25 protein-coding genes are annotated in these 25125 nt (G+C 38.1%); 16 read left to right on the top strand and 9 right to left on the bottom strand.

Features of this window, described 5'->3' with window-relative positions; genetic code table 11:
- Window positions 1-67: 67 nt before the first annotated feature.
- On the bottom strand, window positions 68-1012 hold the full coding sequence (locus CDA10_RS15875; protein ID WP_089606543.1) for an ankyrin repeat domain-containing protein: 945 nt from the start codon (window positions 1010-1012) through the stop codon (window positions 68-70).
- Between the two features lie 321 nt (window positions 1013-1333).
- Here CDA10_RS15875 and CDA10_RS15870 point away from each other — a divergent pair, with 321 nt between their 5' ends.
- Entirely contained in the window at window positions 1334-2491 is a 1158-nt protein-coding gene (locus tag CDA10_RS15870) for a methionine aminotransferase (protein ID WP_089606542.1), read from the top strand.
- Window positions 2492-2619: 128 nt separating this feature from the next.
- The gene (locus tag CDA10_RS15865) at window positions 2620-3987 is read left to right on the top strand and encodes an MATE family efflux transporter (protein ID WP_089606541.1); all 1368 of its coding nucleotides are present in this window, start codon (window positions 2620-2622) and stop codon (window positions 3985-3987) included.
- Window positions 3988-4517: 530 nt separating this feature from the next.
- On the opposite strand, the gene CDA10_RS15860 is transcribed toward CDA10_RS15865, so the two are convergent.
- Window positions 4518-5366 carry an SDR family NAD(P)-dependent oxidoreductase gene (locus tag CDA10_RS15860; protein WP_089606540.1) on the bottom strand — a complete coding sequence of 283 codons (849 nt, stop codon included), beginning with the start codon at window positions 5364-5366 and terminating at the stop codon, window positions 4518-4520.
- A 211-nt stretch (window positions 5367-5577) separates the two neighbouring features.
- Between CDA10_RS15860 and CDA10_RS15855 the strand changes: the two genes are divergently transcribed.
- The 4 genes from CDA10_RS15855 to CDA10_RS15840 all read left to right on the top strand — a co-directional run bounded on the left by CDA10_RS15855 (window position 5578) and on the right by CDA10_RS15840 (window position 9077).
- Window positions 5578-6252, top strand: coding sequence for a TetR/AcrR family transcriptional regulator (locus CDA10_RS15855; protein WP_089606539.1), 675 nt, complete (start codon window positions 5578-5580; stop codon window positions 6250-6252).
- Window positions 6253-6524: 272 nt separating this feature from the next.
- The gene (gene phoB, locus CDA10_RS15850; protein ID WP_010112248.1) at window positions 6525-7235 is read left to right on the top strand and encodes a phosphate regulon transcriptional regulator PhoB; all 711 of its coding nucleotides are present in this window, start codon (window positions 6525-6527) and stop codon (window positions 7233-7235) included.
- 27 nt (window positions 7236-7262) lie between these two features.
- Window positions 7263-8621 (top strand): phosphate regulon sensor histidine kinase PhoR, encoded by a 1359-nt coding sequence (gene phoR / locus CDA10_RS15845; protein ID WP_089606538.1) that lies wholly within the window; start codon window positions 7263-7265, stop codon window positions 8619-8621.
- A 27-nt stretch (window positions 8622-8648) separates the two neighbouring features.
- The gene (locus tag CDA10_RS15840) at window positions 8649-9077 is read left to right on the top strand and encodes a hypothetical protein (protein WP_089606537.1); all 429 of its coding nucleotides are present in this window, start codon (window positions 8649-8651) and stop codon (window positions 9075-9077) included.
- Between the two features lie 79 nt (window positions 9078-9156).
- On the opposite strand, the gene asd is transcribed toward CDA10_RS15840, so the two are convergent.
- The 3 genes from asd to pncB form a co-directional block, all read right to left on the bottom strand.
- Complete coding sequence (gene asd / locus CDA10_RS15835; protein WP_089606536.1) at window positions 9157-10008, bottom strand: archaetidylserine decarboxylase; 852 nt, start codon at window positions 10006-10008, stop codon at window positions 9157-9159.
- On the bottom strand, window positions 10005-10853 hold the full coding sequence (locus CDA10_RS15830; protein WP_089606535.1) for a sulfurtransferase: 849 nt from the start codon (window positions 10851-10853) through the stop codon (window positions 10005-10007). Before CDA10_RS15830 ends, asd begins: the two co-directional genes overlap by 4 nt.
- Window positions 10854-10963: 110 nt before the next feature.
- Window positions 10964-12172 carry a nicotinate phosphoribosyltransferase gene (pncB, locus tag CDA10_RS15825; RefSeq protein ID WP_089606534.1) on the bottom strand — a complete coding sequence of 403 codons (1209 nt, stop codon included), beginning with the start codon at window positions 12170-12172 and terminating at the stop codon, window positions 10964-10966.
- 299 nt (window positions 12173-12471) lie between these two features.
- On the opposite strand from pncB, the gene CDA10_RS15820 reads away from it, so the two are divergent.
- A complete protein-coding gene (locus tag CDA10_RS15820; protein ID WP_089606533.1) occupies window positions 12472-12828 on the top strand; it encodes a roadblock/LC7 domain-containing protein in 357 nt (118 codons plus the stop codon).
- A gap of 52 nt (window positions 12829-12880) precedes the next feature.
- Here CDA10_RS15820 and CDA10_RS15815 read toward each other — a convergent pair whose 3' ends face one another.
- Window positions 12881-13075: a CopG family transcriptional regulator gene (locus CDA10_RS15815; RefSeq protein WP_089606532.1), complete on the bottom strand. Its 195-nt coding sequence runs from the start codon at window positions 13073-13075 to the stop codon at window positions 12881-12883.
- Between the two features lie 254 nt (window positions 13076-13329).
- Between CDA10_RS15815 and dtd the strand changes: the two genes are divergently transcribed.
- Window positions 13330-13770 carry a D-aminoacyl-tRNA deacylase gene (dtd, locus tag CDA10_RS15810; RefSeq protein ID WP_089606531.1) on the top strand — a complete coding sequence of 147 codons (441 nt, stop codon included), beginning with the start codon at window positions 13330-13332 and terminating at the stop codon, window positions 13768-13770.
- Window positions 13771-14040: 270 nt separating this feature from the next.
- On the opposite strand, the gene CDA10_RS15805 is transcribed toward dtd, so the two are convergent.
- The 3 genes from CDA10_RS15805 to serB form a co-directional block, all read right to left on the bottom strand.
- Complete coding sequence (locus CDA10_RS15805) at window positions 14041-14520, bottom strand: SCP2 sterol-binding domain-containing protein (RefSeq protein ID WP_089606544.1); 480 nt, start codon at window positions 14518-14520, stop codon at window positions 14041-14043.
- 195 nt (window positions 14521-14715) lie between these two features.
- On the bottom strand, window positions 14716-15030 hold the full coding sequence (gene aciT / locus CDA10_RS15800; RefSeq protein WP_089606530.1) for a ciprofloxacin tolerance protein AciT: 315 nt from the start codon (window positions 15028-15030) through the stop codon (window positions 14716-14718).
- A 424-nt stretch (window positions 15031-15454) separates the two neighbouring features.
- Window positions 15455-16675: a phosphoserine phosphatase SerB gene (gene serB, locus CDA10_RS15795; RefSeq protein WP_089606529.1), complete on the bottom strand. Its 1221-nt coding sequence runs from the start codon at window positions 16673-16675 to the stop codon at window positions 15455-15457.
- Between the two features lie 98 nt (window positions 16676-16773).
- Between serB and CDA10_RS15790 the strand changes: the two genes are divergently transcribed.
- The 8 genes from CDA10_RS15790 to glmS all read left to right on the top strand — a co-directional run bounded on the left by CDA10_RS15790 (window position 16774) and on the right by glmS (window position 25075).
- Entirely contained in the window at window positions 16774-18054 is a 1281-nt protein-coding gene (locus CDA10_RS15790; protein ID WP_089606528.1) for a hypothetical protein, read from the top strand.
- Window positions 18055-18352: 298 nt separating this feature from the next.
- Window positions 18353-19462 (top strand): bifunctional 3,4-dihydroxy-2-butanone-4-phosphate synthase/GTP cyclohydrolase II, encoded by a 1110-nt coding sequence (gene ribBA, locus CDA10_RS15785; protein WP_089606527.1) that lies wholly within the window; start codon window positions 18353-18355, stop codon window positions 19460-19462.
- 25 nt (window positions 19463-19487) lie between these two features.
- Window positions 19488-19958, top strand: coding sequence for a 6,7-dimethyl-8-ribityllumazine synthase (ribH, locus tag CDA10_RS15780; RefSeq protein ID WP_010112227.1), 471 nt, complete (start codon window positions 19488-19490; stop codon window positions 19956-19958).
- Window positions 19959-19961: 3 nt separating this feature from the next.
- Window positions 19962-20411 (top strand): transcription antitermination factor NusB, encoded by a 450-nt coding sequence (gene nusB / locus CDA10_RS15775; protein WP_089606526.1) that lies wholly within the window; start codon window positions 19962-19964, stop codon window positions 20409-20411.
- A gap of 11 nt (window positions 20412-20422) precedes the next feature.
- Window positions 20423-21340 carry a thiamine-phosphate kinase gene (gene thiL, locus CDA10_RS15770; RefSeq protein ID WP_089606525.1) on the top strand — a complete coding sequence of 306 codons (918 nt, stop codon included), beginning with the start codon at window positions 20423-20425 and terminating at the stop codon, window positions 21338-21340.
- A gap of 22 nt (window positions 21341-21362) precedes the next feature.
- On the top strand, window positions 21363-21839 hold the full coding sequence (locus CDA10_RS15765) for a phosphatidylglycerophosphatase A family protein (RefSeq protein WP_167374979.1): 477 nt from the start codon (window positions 21363-21365) through the stop codon (window positions 21837-21839).
- Window positions 21840-21859: 20 nt separating this feature from the next.
- Complete coding sequence (gene glmU, locus CDA10_RS15760; RefSeq protein ID WP_089606523.1) at window positions 21860-23224, top strand: bifunctional UDP-N-acetylglucosamine diphosphorylase/glucosamine-1-phosphate N-acetyltransferase GlmU; 1365 nt, start codon at window positions 21860-21862, stop codon at window positions 23222-23224.
- Window positions 23225-23236: 12 nt separating this feature from the next.
- The gene (glmS, locus tag CDA10_RS15755; RefSeq protein WP_089606522.1) at window positions 23237-25075 is read left to right on the top strand and encodes a glutamine--fructose-6-phosphate transaminase (isomerizing); all 1839 of its coding nucleotides are present in this window, start codon (window positions 23237-23239) and stop codon (window positions 25073-25075) included.
- Window positions 25076-25125: the final 50 nt, after the last annotated feature.

The raw sequence follows: 25125 nt of genomic DNA, 5'->3' as shown, positions 1-25125 counted from the left end.
AGACACTTTAAATGGGTTCTAACATCTCTTGTTTCGGATAATCTGTATTATGTTAATTTTAGAGAAACTAATTAAAAGCTTCTAGGTACTTTATTAGTTCAATTTTCCCTTGTTTCTGTGCTCTTTCAAATGCTGTTTCCTTGTATTTATTTTTATGTTTCATATCTATTCCATATTCAGTTAAGAACTGTAATCCGTATAAATTATTATAATCTACGAAAACATGTGGCATTTGGAAAACCGGATCTTTACCTAGTGGGTCACAACCTAAATCTATCAGTAATTTATAAATTTCAGTATTCTGATTGAGTCCAGCAATAGCTAAGCCCTTTTGTGTCACTGTCTTAATAAAATACTCTTTAAAATGCTCAAAAAAATAAAATACCATTTCATCTGAATATCTAAATGCCAATTCAAGTGGTGTGTATGCAAATGATTTTTTCTTTGGGTCTGCACCAAGTTCTAATAACTTCTTAGCTAAATCAGTATTATTTTCCTGAATGCTCAATCCTAAAGGAGTTCCTACACCTTTAAGATCCCTATTTAACTCACCTTTACTTATTTTTTTTGAGAGTAAAAAATCTATCTGATCTACTAAATTAAGATGGCAAGTATATACAAGCGTTTTCTTTATTTTTTCTTGTGAAAGGCTCTCTTCTAATTGAGCTTTTCGTTCTGTATCAAATGGCGTTACCCCATAAGTTTGATATAGAATTAACTCCATTGCATCATCCCAAAATAATTCAGGATTGTAATCAGTATGATGTATTACTTTTTTATCAATAGAATAATAACTGTAGATGCCATTATCTAATTCATCACTATCCATAAGGTTAAGTATTTCAAGGAAAATATCATTTTCAGCATTTCCTAAATTTTTGAATTTTTTCTTATCTGTTTCGTAAACATTTGAATACCTTAATCGAATGGTTTTATTCATCACAAAGAAAAAATCTTGAGTAAGCTTTAAGCTATCTACTTTTCTTAAAATTGTGTCTATTATTGGATTCATAAGTTGAGTTAAATATCATAAATTTTCATTTAGTATAAAAGAAAATTTCTCGAATATTGATGCCATTTAACATAATGGCGCTTATGCGAAATCAATCTGTACCCCTTATCATTACTGCAACTTACCATACAACTATGCAAATATCAGCTAAACTCATTCAAAAGATAATATGTAACAAAACATTAAAAACATACATTCCATCATCTTTTTAATTATAAATGACAAAGCCTCTTATTCAACAAACCAACCACTACATCCTATTTTGCTGTTAAAAACGACCTGTTAAACTACCTCTAACATATTCATAGAACTTGTCTGGTCATGATCGAAATCCATTCTAAACTTCCTGCACAAGGCGTCACCATTTTCAGTACCATGACCGCAATGGCACAACGCTTAAGCGCATTAAATTTATCGCAGGGTTTTCCAGACTTCCCTGCTCCACCTGATTTACTAAAAGCTTTAAGTGATGCCACATTAGCAGGTTATAACCAATATGCAGCTGGAGATGGCTTAGTTCCGTTAAGAGAACAATTGGCACAGCTTTTTTTAAATCGAGATCAATTAAAACTAGACCCGATCACCGAAATCACCATCACTGCGGGTGCGACCATTGCTATTTTTTCAGCGATACAAGCGATGGTACATGCAGGAGATGAAGTCATTATTTTCGACCCAAGTTATGACAGCTATGCGCCAAGCGTACAATTGGTTGGGGCAAAGGCCATTCATATCCCACTAAATGCACCTGAGTTTTGTGTCGATTGGAATCAAGTCAAATCTGCAATCACCAATAAAACCCGTATGGTGATTGTAAACACACCACATAATCCAACTGGGGCGATTTGGTCAAAACAAGATTGGCTCAATTTAATTAAACTGATTCAAGATAAAAACATTGTTGTATTGTCCGATGAAGTTTATGAATACCTCATCTATGACGGCGCACAACATTATTCAGCTCTATCATTTCCTGAATTAAGAGATCGTAGTTTCGTGGTGGGTTCTTTTGGAAAAACCTTTCATGTCACAGGTTGGAAAACAGGATATTGCGTTGCCTCACCGCAGTTAATGCAAGTCTTTCGTCAGGTGTATCAATTCGCCAACTTTTGTGGCGTCACACCTGTACAAATGGCTTTAGCCACTTATATGCAACAACATCCTGAACATATCGCAGGCTTATCTGAGTTCTATCAAAGTAAACGAGACTTGTTTATTTCAGGCATTCAAGATTCAAAGTTTCGTTTAATTCCATCGCAAGGCACATTCTTTCAAAATGTAGATTACAACCTTATTCGCCCAGATTTAGATGATGTTGAAATGTGTAAGTTTTTGGCAGAAGAACATAAAATTGTGGCGATTCCTGTTTCAGTTTTCTATAAACAAGCCCCTGAAAATTTACGTTTAATTCGTTTTTGTTTTGCCAAAAAAGATGAAACGTTGTTACAAGCTTGTGAGATTTTAAATCAGGTGGAATAAAGCTTTCAAAAGCGTCTTCATTGACAATAAATAACAAGCTTGAGTTACTCAAATACTCAGGCTTTTTTTGAGATCTATGTTACTGTCGTGAAAGCAATAAATGTAAAAATTGGACAATAGAAATATAAATGCCAGCACGTCAAAGTTTGATTGATCACCCACAGTTTTGGAAAGCCTTTTTAATCTTTCTAGGCCCATTGATTGTCACCAATATCTTGCAAAACCTGTCGGGTACTGTGAATACAATTTTTGTCGGACAAATGCTGGGTGTAAATGCGATTGCAGCTATTTCTGTCTTTTTTCCAATCTTGTTTCTGCTGTTGGCATTTGTAATTGGTTTATCTTCAGGTGCAACCGTATTGGTCGGGCAAGCTTGGGGGGCAAAAAATGTTGAAAAAGTCCGCACAATTGTGGGCTCATTATTATTTATGACGCTGATTGGCGGAACAATCATTGCGCTTGTCGGCGCATTTTTCTCAAAGCACATTTTATTACACTTAGGCATAGATCCGAAGATCATGCACCTGTCTTTACCTTATGTGAGATGGATGTTGCTCGGTAGCCCGTTCTTATTCATTTACATCACTTATACGTCTATTTTGCGTGGTGTTGGCGACAGCACTACACCGCTCATTGCATCAGGCTTAACCATTATCATCGGTGTCATCACCACGCCTATTTTAATCGGTGGGTATTTTGGTTTTCCTAAAATGGGGATTGTTGCTCCCGCTATCGCGAGTACTTTAGGGTTTATTGGTGTCTTGATTTTTCTTTATCTTTATTTAAATAAGAAAAATCATGTGCTTAGACTTGATGCGAATTTGATCGGACATATTCGTCATCACCCTGAATTAAGTCGAATTATTTTAAGATTAGGCATTCCGACAGGGATCCAAATGGTCACAAATTCGGTTGCAGGACTGGTGGTTATTGGTTTGGTCAACCAATATGGTGCACACGCAACTGCGGCTTATGGTGCAGTCAATCAAGTCCTGAATTATATTCAATTTCCTGCACTTTCTATTGCGATTGCAGCTTCTATTTTTGCCGCTCAGGCGATTGGTGCAGGTAAGCCTGAACTTCTCGCCAAAGTGACCAAAACAGCTTTATTAAGCAATATTGCGATTACGGGTGGTTTAGTCCTTTTGGCTTACTTAGCTTCAAAATATTTAATGGCGTTGTTTATTACAGATCCAACCGTCATTGAATTAGGGCAACAATTATTATTTATTGTACTGTGGTCAATTTTATTTTTCGGAGCAAGTGCAATTTTTGCATCGATCATGCGAGCCAGTGGCACGGTGAATGTTCCTTTGGTTCTCAATATCTTAGCCATTGTGATTATTGAAATCCCTTGTGCTTATTTATTTAGTCACTGGTTTGGCTTACAAGGTATTTGGTATGCACTTGCATTAACATTTTTTAGTCTATGTCTCATGCAAGGACTGTATTATCAATTTGTATGGAAGAAAAAAACCATTAAAGTTTTGATTTAATGGTTTTTTAAATAACCTGAACTCGAGATAAGTATATTCTCAACTATATGATACGCGGAAACGTCAGTCGCATTGTTTGAGGTATGAGGAATATATTCCGCAAGATCTGCAATGTACTGTTTTTGCGATATATTAAGTACTTGATAGTATCTGTCGAGTTGGCGACTCTTGCGCTGCTTTAATCACAGCTCAAGTTTTGCCCTTGCGTGGCAGTGCCACTCATCCCGAAAGCCTTGCGAGGTAATACCTCTCAGGTCGAACCTGAACAAGATTGAAATATATTTCAAGCGAAGTGCAAGACCTTGCGGCATATATGCCTCAGGTTAATCCTTGCATCTGGCTACTTTAAACGGTAAGACTCCGCTGTGCATGATCTATCTTTTCAATAGCTTACATCAGAATTTATCCCGAACTGACGTTAAATAGTAAAAAGACCCGAAGAAATCTTTATACAATTCAGCTTTAAATCCTCCCCCTTGCGGAGCACGCTCCTCACCTTTGAAAAAGGAGGGTTGGGGAGGATTTAGAATTTAAGCTTTTGGTTCTAATTTCTTACTAAACTTTGTCGCAAAACCTGTCAGTTTTTGATATCCCGTCGGTAAAATACGCTGAATCAAATCTAAAGTTTTTGCATCGTTACCAATCAATAAACGGCGTTTATCTTTCAGTACCGCATCAAGCATTAACTGAGCAGCTTCTTCTGGTGGCATGCGTAATAATTTATTAAATACTTTTGCAGATTTGTCTGGATTCATTCCCAATGAACGAATGCTGTCACTCATACGTGCGTCATTGGCAATATTGGTACGAATACCACCTGGGTGTACGCAAAGTGCAGACACACCACAATTTTCCATATCTAATTCTTGGCGTAATGATTCAGTAAAGCCACGTACTGCAAATTTTGTTGCGTTATAAGCAGACTGCGTAGGTTGGGCCGTTAAACCGAACAAACTTGAAATATTGATAATGTGGCCATCACCAGTTTTCTTGATGTATGGAAGGAATTCTTTTGTGCCGTAAACCACGCCCCAAAAATTAATATTCACAATCCACTCAAGTTCTTCGTAGGTTGCGCCTTCAACGGTAGAACCCAATGCCACACCTGCATTGTTAAAAATCATATTCACTGAACCATGATTTTGCTCAGTTTCAGCAGCCCATGCTCTCACTTCTTCAACATTGGCAACGTTGACTTTCTTGCTTGTTACACGAACGTTATAAGGCTTAACCAGTTCAATCGTTTCTGCTAAACCCTTTTCATTCACATCACTAATCGATAAATGACAGCCTGCTTTTGCCAATAAAATAGCAAGTTGTTGTCCCATACCAGAGCCTGCACCCGTAATTGCAGCGACTTTGTTTTTAAAATTTTTCATTGTTTATCCTTTTTTAAAATCTGTACACAATTTTCATGATGTGCCGTTCAGATATTCAATATAATTTTGACAATCACTATTGTCAAATATTATATTATCATTTGAGCGATGTTTTTTTATACAAAAGCTTTAAAATAGGTTTCAAGAGCATTTATTGCTAAAATAAAGTCACCTTAGGACAATCACCTTATAATACGAGCAATTAACCTCTATGACCGAGCAACTGATCATTGAAAAAAAATCAATAAAGAAAACAGCCAATGAACGTCAATTTAAAGGTATGTCATTGACTGAACGGAAGCTTGCACGTCGTGAAAAGTTAATCGAAGCAGGCATTGAAGCCTACGGAAATCACGGTTTCTTTTCTGTTACCGTGAAAGATATTTGTACTGAGGCTAAGCTCACTGAACGTTATTTTTATGAATCGTTTAAAAAGAGTGAAGAGCTGTTCCAAACTATTTTCTTACAACTAATTGAAAAATTACAAAAAACAGTGATGGAAGGAGTTATGCAGGCCGCACCAGAGCCTAAAAACATGATTCATTCGGGTCTTACTGCTTTATTTACCATGCTTAAAGATGATCCACGTGTTGCACGAATTATTTATGTCGATGCCATGTTGGTTCAAGAGCTACATAATCATGCCACCATACAGGAAACCATGGGGCGCTTTGACCGTATGATTCATGCATTTGTGATGCTCATGCTGCCACATATTGACCGCAGTGAACGAGAGATTTCATTGGTTGCAACAGGCTTAAATGGTTATGTCACTCAAATCGCTGTGCGTTGGGTCATGGGTGGATTTAAACAATCTTTAGAAGAAATCGTAACAGCCTGTGAAATTGTCTTTATTTCATTGATCGATACTTTTGCACAGAAGTAATGTGAAAATAATATTGCTATCAAAATAAACTTGTCATCAAACTGTTAAAAATGCTGATTTGAAGATGAATAAACACCATATCTTTCATCTTCGCAGGATTTTTCGATTTAAATTGTCATAGATGATGCATTGAGTTTGCTATTTTTTGTCATATTTTTTTGCAAAAAACAGTTCATATCCCTTTTTTGCAATGATACTGTCATAATTAATCTTTGTAATAAGCCTGTCATAAATAAAAAACGGTATACCGTTCATACATAGGATATTGCGTTGTGAAAGATGACTATATATTAATCGTCGATGACGAACTTCCAATTCGAGAGATGATCCATACCTCATTGGATATGGCAGGTTTTCAGTGTTTACAAGCTGAAGATGCAAAACAAGCACATCAAATGATTGTCGATCAAAGACCTTCTTTAATTTTATTAGATTGGATGATGCCGGGTGGCGTCAGTGGCGTAGACCTATGTCGTCGTCTTAAACGTGATGAAAATTTATCAGAAATTCCCGTAATCATGCTGACAGCACGCGGTGAAGAAGACCATAAAGTTCAAGGTCTTGACGCTGGTGCAGATGATTATATGACCAAACCGTTCTCGACTCGTGAATTGGTTTCTCGTATCAAAGCCGTACTGCGTCGTGCCAATGCACTCAGTGGCGAAAAAACCATTGATGCCAATGGCTTGATTTTAGATCCAGTCAGTCAACGTGTTAGTTTTGGTAATAGTATTTTAGAAATGGGACCAACAGAATACCGTTTATTGGCATTCTTTATGACCCATCCTGAACGTGCTTATACACGTGCCCAACTTCTTGACCAAGTTTGGGGCGGTAACGTCTATATCGAAGACCGTACTATCGATGTACATATCCGTCGTTTACGCAAAGTGCTTGAACCTTATGGTGCTGACCGTTATGTTCAAACTGTACGTGGAACTGGCTATCGCTTTTCGACGCGTGCAGATGTTGCTTTAGGCTAATGCTTTATTCAGGTTAAATTATTTTTTATGTATGAACCCTACCCTGTCCCTGATCTTGCTCGCGAACACCAAAAGTTTCGTTACAGCAGTTTATGGACTTTTGCTAAACAAGATTTACGCCTACTGGTTTTTTTATTGGTCATTGGAGGCTTTATCGGTTTAGGAATCGGGTACTTTTGGATTTGTATATCCATTGCTTTTGCTGTGTTTTTTATCTTCCAATTACATTCTTTATATCTTGTGAATGAGTGGATTTCGAATCGACCTTATGATTCTCCACCCAATTTAGAAGGCATTTGGGGCGCATTACTTTTTAATGTGTATCGAGCACAACGACAAGAACGTGTTGTACAAGCAGAGATGGTTGGCTTAATCGATCGAGCGCAATCGTCTTTAATTGCCTTGGGCGAAGCCGTTGTATTAACAGATGAATTGCACCAAATTGAATGGTGGAATCCTGCTGCTGAAAAGCTTTTAGGTATTCAACCACTGGATCGTGGCCGTAATATCTTAACCATCATTCGCCAACCCAGCTTTATTGAATATTTTAATAATATCGACCAATCACCCGATGGTATTAAAATTAAATCATCGGTTTATGAAGAACATTATGTACAAATTAAGTTGACTCGTTTTGGTAGTGAAAGCCGCCTAGTGGTCGCTTATGACGTCACACGCATGCATAACCTAGAACAAATGCGTAAAGACTTTGTTGATAATATTTCACATGAATTACGTACACCATTAACCGTCCTAAGCGGCTATATCGAAACGTTTACTGATCAAGAGGATTTAAATCCACGTTGGAAACGTGCGTTTGAACAAATGCAATCACAAACCCGTCGCATGAATGCATTGGTGAATGATTTGCTATTGTTATCACGGCTTGAAGGCAATAAACAAATCGCAAAAAACCAAATCATTGATATGCCAAATTTAATGAATCAATTGTTTGATGATGCGCAAGCTTATAATGTCGATTATGGACATACTTTAAACCTAGACATTGACAGTCATTGCGATTTGATTGGCTCGGATGCTGAACTTGCCAGTGCTTTTAGTAACTTAATCACCAATGCGATTAAATACACACCGAAAGGTGGTACTGTGACGATCGGTTGGCATGATGATGGTGAGCACGGCTATTTCACCGTTGAAGATACAGGGATTGGTATTGACCCAAAACATATCCCTCGTCTCACTGAACGTTTTTATCGTGTAGACAGTGCACGTAGCCGCCAAACTGGTGGAACAGGTTTAGGACTTGCCATCGTCAAACATGTGCTAATGCAACATAATGCTTACTTAGAAATTGATTCAAAAGAAAATCAAGGTTCCACATTTAGAGTTGTTTTCCCTAAAGAACGTCTTGATTTTGCAGGTTAAGCTTCTTCAAGTGAAATGGATAAGCCGATGAAATTATTTTTAGACTGTGAGTTTAATGGCTTTGGTGGAGAACTGATTTCTTTGGCTTTGATTGATGAAAATAATCAATATTTCTATGAAGTTTTAGAATACCAAAACCCTATTCCTTGGGTCGCTGAGCATGTTCTTCCTATTTTAAATCAAACACCTATTTCTTTAGAACAATTTCAGAAACAGCTACAAAAATTCTTAAATCAATATGATACTGTTGAAATTATTGCCGATTGGCCAGAAGATTTTGCTCTGTTTTCGCGTAGTTTAATTGTTTCTGCTGGAAGATGCTTAACTATACCTCCCTTAAAAATGCAACTTTGGATGGAGGAAAGTAATGCTCATGTCGCATCACAACAGCCACACAATGCCTTAGCCGATGCACAAGCTTTAAAATTGTCTTATTTTAATGCGATGACGCTTTGATTTATTCTAAAAAGTAAAAAAGCACGCTTCGCAAGGAAAAGTGCTTTATGAAATCAAGACTTTAAGAATAAAGAACGGATTAAAGCGTATGCCCTAAAGCTTCACCCATCACTACAACCGAATTCGCTTTAAATTGCGCATCCCAATCCATTCTATTTTGTTCAAATAAAACAACTGCTGTTGAACCTAGATAAAAACGACCAAGCTCATCGCCTTTTGCCAATTTTAAATCATGATGATTCAACTCTAAACGACCTGTTGGTTTCACCTTACCTGTTGCAACAGTTTCAATACCCGCAACGATCATTGCGCCGACTAAAACTACAGCCATACGACCCAATTCAGTATCGAATAAGCAAACCATACGTTCATTACGAGCAAATAAACCCGGAATATTTTCCGCAGTGGTTTGATTCACAGAGAATAATTCACCTGGAATATATAACGTTTCAGTCAACGTTCCTGCAAAAGGTGTATGTACGCGATGGTAATCACGTGGTGATAAATAAACCGTAGCAAATTGACCATTTTTAAACGGCTCTGCTAATTGCGGATCACCAATTAACTTTTCAACGGAGAAACTTTGACCCTTGGCTTGAAAAACATCACCATTTTCAATTTTCCCCAGCTGAGAAATCGCTCCATCTGCTGGAGAAACAATACTTTTGGGATCTGTATCAACTTCACGTACACCGTCTTTTAACGCACGAGTAAAAAACTCATTAAACGATTTATATTTAAGCGCATCTGTTTGTTCAGCGATTGAAAGATCAATGCCATATTGTGCTTTAAAAGCTTGAATTGCGATATTTTTTACAATAGGGTTTTCACTTGCTGCAACCTTACCAACAACACGACTCAGTTGTTGCTGTGGAATAACTTTTTGCGCTTGAATAAAAATTTGTTTTTTTAACTTCGATGTAAGACTCACGCAGGTGATTCTCCAGTAATAATTGGACTATCGAGGCGATTGCCCCACTCGCTCCACGCACCATCATAGGCTTGGATATTCCAACCCAGTAATCGACCGACAATATAAGCCAAACCTGAGCGATGGTGTGACTGACAATATACCACCACAGGTTGATCCAGTTGAAAGCCTAATTGCTCTAAACGTTGTTGCGTGCGTTCTAATGGATGCAATTTTAAATGATTTTGACGGTTAATAGCACTACTCCATTCGAAATGAATGGCATTTGGAATGTGACCGCCGCGTCTAGCTGCTAAGCGCTGCCCCGTATATTCATCATCTGTACGGCAATCCCAAAGCTGGATGGATTGCTGATTCACTTTTTCTAATAATTGTGGATATTCAATACGATATTGATCGATATGGTCTAAATTTACTTGAACCAATGACGCAACTTTTATGAGCTCTTCAACCTCTGAAGACGTTGGATAGCCTGCACCTAACCATGCATGAATACCGCCATTCAACAAGCTGACATTTTTAAAGCCAAGGCAATGTAAATTCCAAATCAAACGTCCTGCCCATGCACCACCTTCATCGTCATACACCACAACATGATGATCTGGTGAAATATTTAAATACTCAAGCAAAGCATTCAAACCTGCTTCATCGGGTAATAAACCTGAAGCTTGCTCTTCTTGACGTACCAATAGTTGAGGTTTTAGATGAATTGCATGTGGTATATGTAGTTGTTCGTAGACTGAACGACGACTCAGATCAACGATTCTAAGTAATTCATGCCCTAAAAAAGGCACAATCTGTTCCGCTTCTATAAGCAATCCGAAGTTAAACGCAGTTGCAGTCATACGATTTTTCTAATTTAAGACCATGTATAAAATGATCTTATCACAGTGTTTTTTACCAATATGCTGATTTTTTACTTTCCTTTAGCAAAAAATCAGCTATGAATTTTCAATTATTCAGCAAGTTCAGGAATTTCAAAGACCTGACGCAAATATGCCAAAAAGGTATCATTATCCGTCATGGTTTTCCCCGGGCTATCTGAAATCTTCGCTACAGATTGCCCATTACATTCCACCAGTTTCAATACGATATTTAACGGTTTTTGTCCCATATCATTGGTCAAATTGGTGCCAATTCCAAAACTGACTTGGAAGCGATCTTTAAAATATTGATACAAGCTCCAAGCGCGCTCTAAATCTAAACCATCACTAAAAGTCAGCATCTTGGTTTTAGTATCAATTTTGAGTTTACGATAGTGCTGATAAGCTTTGTCACCCCACTCATACGGATCACCACTGTCATGGCGCAAACCATCAAAGAGTTTGGCAAAGTACAAATCAAAATCACGCAAAAATGCGTCCATTCCCACCACATCTGTGAGTGCAATACCTAAGTCACCACGATATTCTTGTACCCAAGTCTCTAGTGCAGACTTTTGAAAATCACGTAACCGCACATCAAGTGCCTGAAAAGCTTGTAAAAACTCATGCGCCATCGTACCGATTGGATAAATATTGAGTTCTTTTGCCAACAAAACATTACTGGTACCACGGAAAACCGTGGGTGCAGCTTGGTGGAAAGTTTGAATCACATGGCGTTGCCAATCGAGGCTGTAACGGCGTCGAGTACCAAAATCTGAAATAAGCAATGGTGGATCATTCGGTTTTAGGTCTTTTGCATATTGCTTCAACAATTCAACTTTGGCCTGTAAACGGCGCTCACCTTCATTGAGAACAGCATCTGTACGAATACGTTGGAAATAAAGCTCATTGACAATCGCCAGTACAAAAATTTCGAACATCATCGCCTGAACCATTGGCCCTTCAACCCAAATGTCCAAACGACCTTCTGCATCTATTCCTGCTTTGATAAAACGGCGTTTTAATTGGAATAATTCTAAATAATCAACAAAATCACTTTTTATAAAACGCAAGCTGCGTAAATAGGTCAATTCATCTTCTTGAAATTTTAAAGTACATAATTGATCAAGTTGATCATTTAAATCATCCAAAATATCTGTAAGTGGATACACAGTGTCGTCTAAATTGCGACATCTGAAATGGTAGACGCTATGCGTTTGAGGAAACTTGTGTAAAACCACTTGTAACATTGTGAATTTATATAAATCGGTATCAAGCAAAGATTGAATTATGGGTTGCATAGCCTATCCGTTCGGAATGTTCTTCATTCACTATAAATAACTGAATCCATTGTTGCATAACATCCAACGTCATTTATTCATTTTTCTGATCATTTTAACAAAAAAATAATGATTTCAATTATGCAATGCAAAACATTATAATAATATGATAATAAAATTCATCTTTAATAATTTAATATTAACATTTATTGAAATTATATTTGTTTTAAATTACTATCCAATTTCAAATAAAAAGTAATATTATTCACTTTAAAATTAATAATATTACCCAATAACTCATGTTGGTATGGAGAATAACAATGGCTAAATTAGACTTAAACCCGTTAACTGAAATTGATGGATTAATTGCTGCTGCACTGGTTGATAGCACAAGTGGCTTATCTTTATCTGCGGTAGGTTCTGGATTAGATTTAGAACTTGCAGCGGCGGGGAATACAGAAGTCATTCGAGCAAAACGAAAAGTAGCGAATGCTTTAAATTTAAAAGATAATATTGAAGATATATTGATTACACTAGGCAAGCAGTACCATGTATTGCGTCCATTAGACCGCAATAATGAATTGTTCCTCTATCTTGTATTAGACCGTCAAAAGTCAAATCTTGCGATGGCTCGCCATGAGTTAAAAATCTTTGAAAAAGAATTAGATTTCTCATAATTTTTGATATGAGCCAAAAAAGCCATCTTTCATAGATGGCTTTTTTTTAACATCATTTTTTCGATGGATTCTGGACGCTATTTTTCAACTTCGTTGCATAATCTACACCATGTGTATTTAAATACTCACGAATAAGCTGTCGAACGACTTGTGAAGGTTTTAAATCTTGTTGACTACATAACTCTTCAAAAGCTTCTTTTTTTATAGGATCAATCAAAATGGTCAATCTTGCAGTTTTATTTTCCATAACCTTTTCTATCGTATTATTAACATAAAATGATAATATAATTATCATTTTATTATTACAAGACAAGATTTAAATCCATCAATGTCTTTCTGAAAATTTAACACTGATTTAGCATAACTTAATCTGGAAAATAAAACCATATTCTTTTTAAGGCTTTAATAGTCATCTATTTTCTATCTTTCTCAGCATTAAATATGAAATCTACAATCTGAGTTTGGTAAACTTGTTTTGTTTGTTTTTATATTAGTCTTTATATGCGCGCATTATTACAAAGAGTTCTTGAAGCCAAAGTTGTTGTCGATGGAGAAACAACAGGAGAAATCCAACACGGGATTTTAGTTTTTCTAGGGCTTGGCAAAGAAGATAATTTAGAAAAAGGTAAAAAATTGATTGATAAGATTTTAAAATATCGGTTCTTTGATGATGCCGATGGCAAAATGGGCTGGAATGTCAATCAAGCTGCTGGCGGAATTTTATTGGTTTCACAATTTACCTTGATGGCACAAACTCAAAAAGGTTTACGCCCAGATTTTGGTCCTGCAATGCCTCCCATAGAAGCCAAAGCGCTCTACGAACTATTGGTTGAGTATGCCAAATCACAATTTGAAAATGTACAAACAGGTATTTTTGCCGCAGACATGAAAGTTCATTTGGTCAATGATGGACCAGTCACTTTTAATCTAGAAGTTGAATAATGCATTGAGCAGTTTTTTAGCAATAAAAAAGCCCATGATGTAATGCCAGTCAGTTAAACATTGTTAAATCTTCCCCCTTGCGAAGCTATGCTCTTCCCCTTTTTAAAGAAGTGATGAGCAACTGCGTAAGGAATCTAAAATTACTTTAGATTCTCAATAGTACCCCTCTTTTTTAAAGAGGGGTTAGGGGAGATTCTTAAATGAGTAATCATTAAATTACTCTTAACTGATCAGTGTTACCCCAATATGGGCTTTTTTAACAGTTAAATCTTAGCGACCTGTCTTTTCTTTTAAGAATTGACGTGCCAATTTAATTTTATCTTTCACTGGTTTTGGCACTTTAGGTGGGATCAGTTTCGCTACTTGGTTAAACCACACCAACAGGCTGAAATCGCCTTCCATTTTAATACTGCCATTTTGCATACCTGTCATAAATACAGTTGGATCGCCTTTGACCAACGTTTTTACGCCTTGCTCACTATCCGCAAATTGTAAAATAAAATCAGCTTTACTCTCAGCACCTGAAACAGTATCAATTTGACCATTGTTTACGATAATTTGGCGAGCTACACCTAAATCTGTACCAATTTGTATACGGAACTGACGATCATGCGTCAATTCGATAAATTTTGGACTGGTACGTGCCAATTGCTTCATACGAAGTGCTAAACCCAACACAAGAAGATCTAAAGGATCTGTACTTGCATCTACGATCGGTAACTTCACAACTGGAATTGAAGAAAATTTCATGACATTTAAGCCTGTTGTTTTTAAATTAGATTTGAATTTGCTCATCGTAGCATAACTTGTCATTTCTAAGACACGGCTTTCAGAACAAAATATAAAGTCAAAAAAAGGTATATCATTTCGATATACCTTTGAATGTCTAGATTCAGTTTTTTCGTGTAATTAAAGTCAGTGTTTTTGTTTAAAAAATAACTTTACTTACTCATCTTCATACACGGGTGTATGTTCAATGTATTGGCGGTTTGCAAGTGCTTTCTGAGCACGGTTATCTTCACGTAGTAGCAATGCAATCAATGCACACATCGCGAGCATAATGGCTGTTAGGTAACTATATGCCATCGAAATTTCAAAAACGTTCTGTACGCTATAACGAATCGATTCTAGCGCTCCCCAGAAGATCATGCCCGCAAACATGAAACCCAACCAATGACGGTAAGGGGAAAAGAAAACAGTAGCCAACGCTGCAGCAATCAGACCAAATCCAATGAGTGTTGCAAATGTCGCTGATACCATAAAAACCTCCGTCAAAATGATGTCTCTCTATACCGTCTAAATGGTGTTTCACAACAATTCCAAGCTTTATAATTTTTCTTAAATAATCTTATAAAAGCTTATGCATTGCATTATGTATGGTTTTTATAAGAAGAAAAGGGCTGTTTTTCAGCAATACGACACACTTTGTCGCAACATTCATTTGTCATTACATTTTTTAAAAATACTGTTTTGCTCACAATCTAATTGCCATCACTCTTGCAGTGTCATTACAAAAAAATACACGCGATCTTCAATACGAAAAAACTTTTTTCAATTGAATGACACATATTTTTATCGAGCTGTTTTCTTTAACTTTTATGATATAGACCTTATTCTTTCTTCAATAAAAAATAGCGGCCTTAGCCGCTATTTTGTCATGATCTTGTCATAAGCTAATGACGATTTATGCCCTATTCAGGTCTTTATCATGCACACCGAGTAGGTACAGCACACCATCTAAACCAACGCTTGAAATGGCTTGATTGGCATTTTGACGAACCAAAGGTTTTGCACGAAATGCCACGCCTAGACCTGCAATTGAAAGCATTGGTAAGTCGTTTGCACCATCACCCACAGCAATGGCTTGTTCGAGCGAAATACCCATTTTTTCAGCCAGTTCAGTCAGTAATAATGCTTTACGTGCACCATCAACAATATGACCTTTGACCACGCCTGTAACTACACCATTTTCAACATCAAGTACATTGGCATGTACTTCATCGATTCCCAATTTATTTTGCAAATATTCTGCAAAATACTGGAAACCACCTGAAAGAATAGCAGTTTTATAGCCCAGTGATTTTAGTGTCAAAATTAAACGTTCTGCACCTTCCGTTACAGTTAAACGCTCAGCAATTTTAGGTAATACAGAAGCATCTAAACCTTTTAGCAGCGCTACTCGAGCACGGAAACTTTCTTGAAAGTCCAACTCCCCTTGCATTGCACGTTCAGTAATTTCAGCAACCTTATCCCCGACACCTGCTTCAATTGCTAACTCATCAATCACTTCTTGTTCAATCAACGTTGAATCCATATCGAAACAGACTAAACGGCGATTACGACGGTAAGCATTGTCTTCTTGCACAGCAACATCAATGCTCGACTCTGCTGACAATCTTAAACATGCAGCACGCATCGCTTGTGCATCAAGCATTTGACCGCTTAAACCAAACTGTACACATGAACGCTTAGGCCCTTCTTGCTCTCCATCACGCTCAGGACGACCAGATAATCGAGTCACCGTTTCAATGTTAAAACCTTGACTTGAAACGATATTGGTTACAGCTTGTAAATGTGCTGCTGTCAATTCAGGCGCTAAGGCAGTCACGATATAACGTGTTCTTCCACCTTCACTCACCCACTGATCGTATTCTGTCGCTGAAATAGGTTTAAAGCGAACAGTTAAACCAATATCATGTGCTAAAATAAGGATATCTTTCATGGCTAAAGCTGTTGCTGTTTGATCGTTTGATGAAACAACAATACCTAAAGTCAATTGATTATGAATAACGGCCTGCCCAACATCTAATATTTGCAAAGAATGTACGGACAACACTTGCATTAATCGAGTAAACTGATTGGGTTGGTCAGGACCTAAAAATGATATAAGAATGATTTCTCGCATAAATTGACTCAAGTCAGAGCTACAACTATTGTGAGAATCATAATCGATATTGATGTGGGGCTGTTAATAATCCCTATAATTTTCTTTGGAAGTTTAAGTTGAATGCGCCAAGACAAGGGCTATTTGCTAGCCTACTCATTGTAAGTTTTGCATTTCATACCTTTTTATTGGTAGTTGCAACAACACATCAGTTAAATGAAAACCGTGCGAGTCAAGGTCAGTTAATGACTAGCCAATTGGTCACTGACAGCCTTGCCGAACTTGAACCAGCCAATACCGTTTCATTGGCACTTCTCGCAAATCGTTATGCGACTAATCCTAGTGTAGCTTCTATACGTATTTTAGATGCGCAAAAACAAGTCTTGGCAACCAGTGGTATGGCAAAAACCCGTCAGGGTGAAGTGTTTGTCCGCGATGCACTGCAAAATGAAAAGAAAGTTGGCACCATTGAAATCACATTAATTAAACCAAGCATTGGTGAAATTTTACGGACTCAATGGCTAGCTATTTTAGTGTCATTATTGATCCATGCATTTTTATGGTTAGCTTATCGCGCTATTGCTCGTCCGACACGTAGCGAATATTTAGCACGTATCAATAACGAAGCACGTTTGAAGCATGAAATTCAACAGCTCACCGAAGCACTTGAAGCTGAAAAAGCCAATCGTAGTATTGCAATGGCCCAAGCTCAGCAAAACCCAATAAAAGTCAAAGTGGAACCTAAACCGACGATTGCTCCAATTGAAAATAATCAAGACGTATTGGCACTGAATATTCAATATTATGATCCAAAACAATTGATGAATACGGTCAATCAATCTGTTTCAGTCCCATATTTTAAACTTTGCCAAATTTTCCTGAATAAAAGTATTGAGCTCAGTGCACAACATTTCAAATTGAGTTCTAAAGATTTCACCATTCATCAGGAATTCAATCAAAACGGCGCATTAATTAGTATCGATGCTGAAAAACCCGATGCTGCTCAATGTATTTTGATGATTGGTTCAGTGTTCCAATTACTGTCTGAAGTACTCTACAAACGCTATCGTGAAGATAAACGTTTTGTTTTACAAACTCGTTGTGCTGTAACAAATGCGGTTGAAGCGATGCAATTGGATGCTTTACAGGCAGCTGAACGTTTAGCGAATCATTTGATTGCTAAAGAAATGGCATTATACCTAAGCAATGATCAACTCAAACATATTGATGATTGTTATCAATTGGTTGCATTACCAAATCCAAGCAATGTGTTAACTCGCCATTCATTTATGATCAATGGGATGAGCAATGATTGTGCCGAACTGGCTCAAAGCATTCGCACCGAAATTCTAAAAGGTAAAAAAAATGCCGTAATTTCTGATTCTGTTTCAGAAATTTAAAGTCTGTTTAGAAAAAATATAGCCCTTATTTTCTGAGTGAAAGTAGGGGTTTGTTTTTATTTATATACTTTTCACATAAGATGGTTTGAAATTTTCAAAAATGAATGAATGTTTATTCTATATTCAAATAATACCCGTACCCACTTTTCTTGTCTTTTCATAGTCCTATCAACTTGTGTATAACGATGTAGTGTAATGCAATATGATAAGCATAGGCAAAATACGTAAAAACACGTTAAACTATGTCACGATGAATTAAATGAAAATGTCACACGACAGAACAAAAAGGTGAAGCTTGATGTCGCTTAATACAGTTGAAGAGCTTGTAGCAGATATCCGTGCAGGAAAAATGGTTATCCTCATGGACGATGAAGATCGTGAAAATGAAGGCGATTTAGTCATTGCTGCGACACACGTACGTCCTGAAGACATCAACTTTATGATCACTCATGCACGTGGTCTTGTCTGTCTGACGCTTAGTCGTGACCGTTGCCAACAATTAAATCTACCGTTGATGGTCGATGCAAATGGTGCACAACACGCAACCAATTTCACACTTTCGATTGAAGCGGCAAACGGTATTACTACTGGTATTTCTGCGGCTGAACGTGCACATACCATTCAAACTGCTGTTGCGGCACATGCTAAACCTGCAGATATTGTTCAGCCAGGACATATTTTCCCACTGATGGCACAGCCAGGTGGTGTTTTACATCGCGCAGGACATACCGAAGCAGGTTGCGACTTAACGCGTTTAGCAGGTTTAGAACCGGCTTCAGTGATTTGTGAAATTATCAATGATGATGGCACTATGGCGCGTCGTCCAGATCTTGAAGTGTTTGCAGAAAAGCATGGCTTGAAAATGGGTACAATTGCTGACCTCATTCACTATCGAATGACCAATGAGCAAACTGTAGAACGTTTAGATCAGCAAAGCATTGATACTGAATATGGTACTTTTGATCTCTATCGTTACCGTGAAGTAGGCAATCCAGATATTCACTTGGCTTTAGTGAAAGGTGAACCGAAAGACGGCGTAACCACTGTACGTGTACATGGCTTTAACCCTATTCGTGACCTACTTAAGCTGAATAAGCAGGATGGCGAGCCAGCTTGGAACCTAGATAAAGCGCTTAAAACCATTGCCAATAGTGATCGTGGCGTCTTGGTTTGGATCGGACAACGCCATTTATCTGATTTAGGCCCTGCTTTAGAGTCACTTGGTAAACCTAAGCCAACCAAATCAAATGCAGCATTATCACAACAATATCAAACGATTGGTGTAGGTGCTCAAATTTTACGTGATTTAGGTGTTGAAAAAATGAAGCTACTCAGCTCACCATTACGTTTTAATGCGTTATCAGGTTTTAATTTAGAAGTAGTAGAATACATCACTGCCGATCAATAATTTTTGTAAAATCATCGAGGTTGCTATGGCGATTCGCCGAATTGAAGGTTTATTACATCTCGCGAGCGAAGGCCGTTACGCGATTTTAGTTGGACGTTTTAACAGCTTTGTTGTTGAACATCTATTAGAAGGTGCAATTGATACATTGCATCGCCATGGTGTAAGCGACGATAATATCACTGTCGTTCATGCACCAGGTGCATGGGAACTACCCGTTGTTGCTAAAAAATTAGCAGCATCAGGTAATTTTGATGCTGTCATTGCACTTGGCGCAGTGATTCGTGGTAGTACACCACATTTCGACTTCGTTGCAGGTGAATGTGCCAAAGGTTTAGGTGTTGTTGGTTTAGATACTGGCTTACCTGTAATTAATGGTGTATTGACTACGGACAGTATTGAACAGGCGATTGAACGCTCTGGTACAAAAGCAGGTAATAAAGGTGGTGAAGCTGCCCTTACTGCGATTGAAATGGTTAACCTGTTAAAGGCAATTTAAAGCATGTCGCAAACACTCCAAGCTACTTATGCAGCTAAGCGCAAAGCACGTCGTTTTGCTGTACAAGGGATTTATGAATGGCAAATGAGCCACAACCCAGTGCATGAAATTGAAGCACGTACTCGTGCTGAAAATGCCATGCATAAAGTGGATCTCGGCTATTACCATGAGTTGCTCATCCAAGTGATTGCAAATCATGAAGCATTGGATGCTTTACTCGTTCCTGTACTTGATCGTGAGCTCAGTGCATTGGATGGTGTAGAACTTGCAACATTGCGTTTAGGCGCATATGAACTGAAAGATCATCTTGAAGTTCCGTACCGTGTTGTACTTGATGAAGCGATCGAACTTGCAAAGCATTTCGGTGGCGCAGACAGTCATAAATACATCAATGGTGTATTAGACCGTTTAGCATCTAAGCTTCGTGAAGCAGAAAAACAACAAGCGAAATAAGTTGTTTGATCATGGCTGAGTTTTCAATTATTGATACCTATTTCAATCGTCAACAACACAGTGATGTTGATTTAGGTGTCGGAGATGACTCAGCCCTGCTCACCCCGCCTCCACAGCATCAACTGGTGATCTGCACAGATACGCTCGTTGCAGGACGACATTTCCCTTCCAATACTTCAGCTCACGCGATTGGTTGGAAATCTGTTGCTGTAAATCTCTCAGATATTGCTGCCATGGGTGCAACACCACACAGTATTCTCTTGGCATTGAGCCTACCCCAAATTGATCATGATTGGCTCAAAGGTTTTAGCCAAGGTTTATATGATTGTTGCGATCAATTTGGGGTACGTTTAATTGGTGGTGATACTACACAAAGTCCTCATTTAACCCTGAGTGTCACTGCATTGGGTTGGATTGAAACAGGCAAAGCCATTCCTCGTTCTGGTGCGCAAGTTGATGATTTAATCGTTGTCAGCGGTACTGTAGGCGATGCTGCATTTGGACTACAACATTTAGGATATCCATTACAACAGCGCTTAGACTATCCAACGCCTCGCTGTGAACTAGGCGAGATGCTCAAAGGTCTGGCTTCAAGTATGATTGATGTTTCAGATGGTTTGGCTCAAGATTTAGGCCATATTCTAAAAGCATCCAATGTTGGGGCACGTATAGATCTTGCATTACTGCCTATAGATGACGCCCTCAAAGCATTGCCTGAACAAGAACAATGGAAATATGCGTTAGCTGGTGGTGATGATTATGAGTTATGCTTTACAATAAGTATGCAAAACTACCAAAAACTTTTGCAATTACAACCTAACGTGAAAACTACAATCATCGGTAAAATTACGCAACGATGCGAATTAATATTTGAAAAAGATGGCTTAGATCATCCACTTCAACTTCAAGGGTATCAACACTTTGCATAAACCTCCTATTGTCTTTAAAAATATGACATGGTCTGAACGCATTATTGTGTTCTGCGGTGTTGGATTTGGTTCAGGCTTAGCACCCAAAGCACCGGGAACTTTTGGTTCCGCATTTGCGCTACTGTTCATTCCAATTTGGCTTGCAATTGGCTTTTATGGCTCCATATTAGCGATTGCTGTGATGTCCCTCGTGGGTATTTGGATCTGCGGTAAAACTGCTGAAATTATTCATGTCCATGATGATGGCCGAATTGTTTGGGATGAATTTGCAGGACAATCCATCACATTTTTGCCCTTGATCTATTTCGGTCAGATGAACTGGATGTGGGTACTGGTTGGATTTGCATTGTTCCGTTTATTTGATGTGTGGAAGCCTTGGCCAATCCGTGTTATTGATCAAAAAGTTGATGGCGGTTTTGGCATCATGTTTGACGATATTATTGCTGGATTTTGGGCAGCAATTTGTATATTAATTTACTTATATTTTAAAATGGCTTAAGCCAAACTGTAGGGTGTGTTATGTCAACGACTGTGATCATTCTTGCTGCTGGTAAAGGAACGCGTATGCGTTCTCGTTTACCCAAGGTTCTTCAACCTTTGGCAGGACGTCCACTGCTCGGTCATGTAATTGAAACAGCAAAACAATTACAAGCTGAAAATATTATTACCATCTTTGGTCATGGCGGTGCTTTAGTTCAAAATGCTTTTGCAACTGAAAATATAAAATGGGTAGAACAAACTGAGCAATTGGGTACAGGTCATGCAGTCAAAGTGACGCTTCCTGTATTACCACAAGAAGGAATTTCACTCATTCTTTCGGGTGATGTACCATGCGTTCAACAAAGCACCTTACAACGTTTAGTTGATGCTTCAACTGAAACGGGTATTGGCTTAGTCACACTTACCCTCTCAGACTCAACGGGTTATGGTCGTATTGTCCGCAAAGACGGTAAAATCCAAGCCATTGTTGAACATAAAGATGCCTCTGAAGAACAACGTCAAATTAAAGAAATCAACACAGGTATTTACTGCGTCAGCAATGCTAAATTGCATGAATGGTTACCAAAACTTAGCAATGACAATACTCAAGGTGAATATTATTTAACTGATATTGTCGCTATGGCACTTGCTGATGATATGGACATCGCTTCAATTCAGCCTGAATTAGCCTTTGAAGTTGAAGGTATTAATGATCGTATTCAACTTGCCGCTTTAGAGCGTGAATTTCAAAATTACCAAGCCAAACAATTGATGCAACAAGGCGTACATTTGATTGATCCTTCACGTTTTGATTTACGTGGTCAACTCACTGTTGGGCAAGATGTCCGTATTGATATTAATGTGATTATTGAAGGTTCATGTACCTTTGGTGACAATGTTGAAATTGGTGCAGGTTGTATCATTAAAAATACATCGATTGCAGCAGGTACAAAAGTACAGCCCTATAGCATTTTTGACAATGCAATCGTTGGTGAAAACGTACAAATCGGCCCATTTGCTCGCTTGCGTCCAGGTGCACAATTAGCCAATGAAGTGCACATTGGCAACTTTGTCGAAGTCAAAAATACATCAATTGGTGTTGCTTCAAAGGCAAATCATTTTGCCTATTTAGGTGATGCAGAAATTGGCTCAGAATCGAATATTGGTGCAGGTACAATCACCTGCAACTATGATGGTGCCAATAAACACAAAACAATTATTGGTGATCAAGCTTTTATCGGTACCAATAACTCATTGGTCGCACCTGTAAAAATTGGTCATGGTGCAACGACTGGTGCAGGTTCAGTTATCACTCATGATGTTGCAGACAATAGTCTTGCATTTGAACGTGCTAAACAAATTTCTAAAGAAAATTATCAACGTCCCCAAAAGGTCACGAAATAAGAGGATATAACTATGTGCGGTATTGTTGGTGGCGTTGCTGAACGTAGCATTACAAATATTTTAATCGAAGGTTTAAAACGTCTTGAGTATCGTGGTTACGACTCAGCAGGCGTAGCATTGGTTGACCAAGGTCAAATTTTGCGTGAACGTCGTGTCGGTAAAGTTGCAAATCTTGCACAAGCCGTTTCAGAATCTAATATTTTGGGTTCATTAGGGATTGCACATACCCGTTGGGCTACGCATGGTAAACCGTCTGAAGATAATGCTCATCCGCATATATCAGGCCATGTCGCAGTCGTACATAACGGTATTATTGAGAATTACCAAGAGCTTAAAGATGATCTTGAAGCATTGGGTTATGTGTTTACTTCCCAGACAGATACTGAAGTCGTTGCCCATCTTGTACACGAAGCCTTGAAATCGACACCGAATTTATTGAAAGCTGTTGAACAAGTGGTTCCTCAACTCAAAGGTGCTTATGCCTTAGGTATTGTGCATACTGATCATCCAGATGAATTGATTGCAGTCCGTGAAGGCTCTCCATTAGTGATTGGTGTGGGTATTGGTGAAAACTTTATCAGCTCTGACCAATTGGCTTTGTTACCAGTAACCAATCGTTTTATTTACCTTGAAGAAGGTGAAATTGCACGTTTAACTCGTAATAGCATTGAAGTTTTTGCCAATGGTCAGTTGGTAGATCACCCAATCAAAGAGTTGGATGCTACGATTAGCAATGCTTCAAAAGGCGAATATAAGCATTACATGCTCAAAGAAATCTATGAGCAACCAGAAGCCATTCAACAAACCATTTCACAAGCCTTGAATGGAAATGCATTACGTGATGATTTCTTAAAAAGTGCTGAAATTGACTTTAAAAATGTGAAACAAGTGCAAGTGCTAGCATGTGGTACCAGCTATCATGCAGGAATGATTGCAAAATATTGGTTAGAGCAACTGATTGATCTTCCTTGTCAGGTTGAAATTGCCAGTGAATTCCGTTATCGCTCACCAGTGATTGTTGAAAATACCTTGTATGTTTGTATTTCTCAATCTGGTGAAACAGCAGATACTTTGGCAGCATTACGCGATACACAAAAACGCGCTGAAGCAAGAAAGCTCAACATCAGCACGATGACCATTTGTAATGTCGCAACATCATCTATGGTACGTGAAACCAATCATCATCTTTTGACCCTTGCTGGGCCTGAAATTGGTGTAGCTTCAACCAAAGCATTTACGACACAGCTTGCAGCTTTGATGTTATTGACCCTGAAATTAGGTCATGTAAAACAAAGCATTTCTGCTGAACGTATCACTGAAATTACATCTGCTTTATGGCATATTCCTAAAGTAATTTTAGATACCTTGCAAAATGATAAAGAAATCTTACGTTTATCTGAATTATTTAAAGAGAAACAGCATTGTTTATTCTTAGGCCGCGGTACTGAATTCCCAATTGCCCTTGAAGGTGCATTAAAGCTGAAAGAGATTTCTTACATTCATGCTGAAGGTTATGCAGCAGGTGAACTGAAACATGGTCCATTAGCACTTGTTGATAATGACATGCCTGTAGTGATTCTTGCGCCTAAAGATGACATGTTGGATAAACTCAAATCCAATATGGAAGAAGTACAAGCACGTGGTGGTGAACTTTTTGTTTTTGCAGATGAAAATAGCGGTATTGTAGATAAAGACCGTCAACATGTCGTGCATGTACCAAGTGTAAATCAATGGTTAGCACCGATTGTTTATAGTGTTCCAGTACAATTACTTTCTTATCATGTGGCAGTTTTACGTGGTACAGATGTCGATCAACCAAGAAACTTGGCAAAATCTGTAACTGTTGAATAACTAATAGTTTAGATTGTATGAGATGTGTATGAGAGTAATAAACTCTCATA

This window comes from Acinetobacter piscicola, from assembly GCF_002233755.1.
GTDB lineage: Bacteria > Pseudomonadota > Gammaproteobacteria > Pseudomonadales > Moraxellaceae > Acinetobacter > Acinetobacter piscicola.
This window is presented reverse-complemented; position numbering and strand designations above follow the sequence as displayed.

Excerpts from the sequence above, each read along its gene's own strand:
- nusB (WP_089606526.1), top strand. The coding sequence starts at position 19,962 with ATGTCGCAAACACTCCAAGCTACTTATGCAGCTAAGCGCAAAGCACGT.
- aciT (WP_089606530.1), bottom strand. The coding sequence starts at position 15,030 with ATGGTATCAGCGACATTTGCAACACTCATTGGATTTGGTCTGATTGCT.
- CDA10_RS15875 (WP_089606543.1), bottom strand. The coding sequence starts at position 1,012 with ATGAATCCAATAATAGACACAATTTTAAGAAAAGTAGATAGCTTAAAG.
- CDA10_RS15830 (WP_089606535.1), bottom strand. The coding sequence starts at position 10,853 with ATGACTGCAACTGCGTTTAACTTCGGATTGCTTATAGAAGCGGAACAG.
- CDA10_RS15860 (WP_089606540.1), bottom strand. The coding sequence starts at position 5,366 with ATGAAAAATTTTAAAAACAAAGTCGCTGCAATTACGGGTGCAGGCTCT.
- serB (WP_089606529.1), bottom strand. The coding sequence starts at position 16,675 with ATGCGAGAAATCATTCTTATATCATTTTTAGGTCCTGACCAACCCAAT.
- CDA10_RS15855 (WP_089606539.1), top strand. The coding sequence starts at position 5,578 with ATGACCGAGCAACTGATCATTGAAAAAAAATCAATAAAGAAAACAGCC.
- thiL (WP_089606525.1), top strand. The coding sequence starts at position 20,423 with ATGGCTGAGTTTTCAATTATTGATACCTATTTCAATCGTCAACAACAC.
- CDA10_RS15805 (WP_089606544.1), bottom strand. The coding sequence starts at position 14,520 with ATGAAATTTTCTTCAATTCCAGTTGTGAAGTTACCGATCGTAGATGCA.
- dtd (WP_089606531.1), top strand. The coding sequence starts at position 13,330 with ATGCGCGCATTATTACAAAGAGTTCTTGAAGCCAAAGTTGTTGTCGAT.
- glmS (WP_089606522.1), top strand. The coding sequence starts at position 23,237 with ATGTGCGGTATTGTTGGTGGCGTTGCTGAACGTAGCATTACAAATATT.
- glmU (WP_089606523.1), top strand. The coding sequence starts at position 21,860 with ATGTCAACGACTGTGATCATTCTTGCTGCTGGTAAAGGAACGCGTATG.
- ribH (WP_010112227.1), top strand. The coding sequence starts at position 19,488 with ATGGCGATTCGCCGAATTGAAGGTTTATTACATCTCGCGAGCGAAGGC.
- CDA10_RS15820 (WP_089606533.1), top strand. The coding sequence starts at position 12,472 with ATGGCTAAATTAGACTTAAACCCGTTAACTGAAATTGATGGATTAATT.
- CDA10_RS15840 (WP_089606537.1), top strand. The coding sequence starts at position 8,649 with ATGAAATTATTTTTAGACTGTGAGTTTAATGGCTTTGGTGGAGAACTG.
- pncB (WP_089606534.1), bottom strand. The coding sequence starts at position 12,172 with ATGCAACCCATAATTCAATCTTTGCTTGATACCGATTTATATAAATTC.
- phoR (WP_089606538.1), top strand. The coding sequence starts at position 7,263 with ATGTATGAACCCTACCCTGTCCCTGATCTTGCTCGCGAACACCAAAAG.
- CDA10_RS15865 (WP_089606541.1), top strand. The coding sequence starts at position 2,620 with ATGCCAGCACGTCAAAGTTTGATTGATCACCCACAGTTTTGGAAAGCC.
- CDA10_RS15815 (WP_089606532.1), bottom strand. The coding sequence starts at position 13,075 with ATGGAAAATAAAACTGCAAGATTGACCATTTTGATTGATCCTATAAAA.
- CDA10_RS15870 (WP_089606542.1), top strand. The coding sequence starts at position 1,334 with ATGATCGAAATCCATTCTAAACTTCCTGCACAAGGCGTCACCATTTTC.
- ribBA (WP_089606527.1), top strand. The coding sequence starts at position 18,353 with ATGTCGCTTAATACAGTTGAAGAGCTTGTAGCAGATATCCGTGCAGGA.
- CDA10_RS15765 (WP_167374979.1), top strand. The coding sequence starts at position 21,363 with ATGACATGGTCTGAACGCATTATTGTGTTCTGCGGTGTTGGATTTGGT.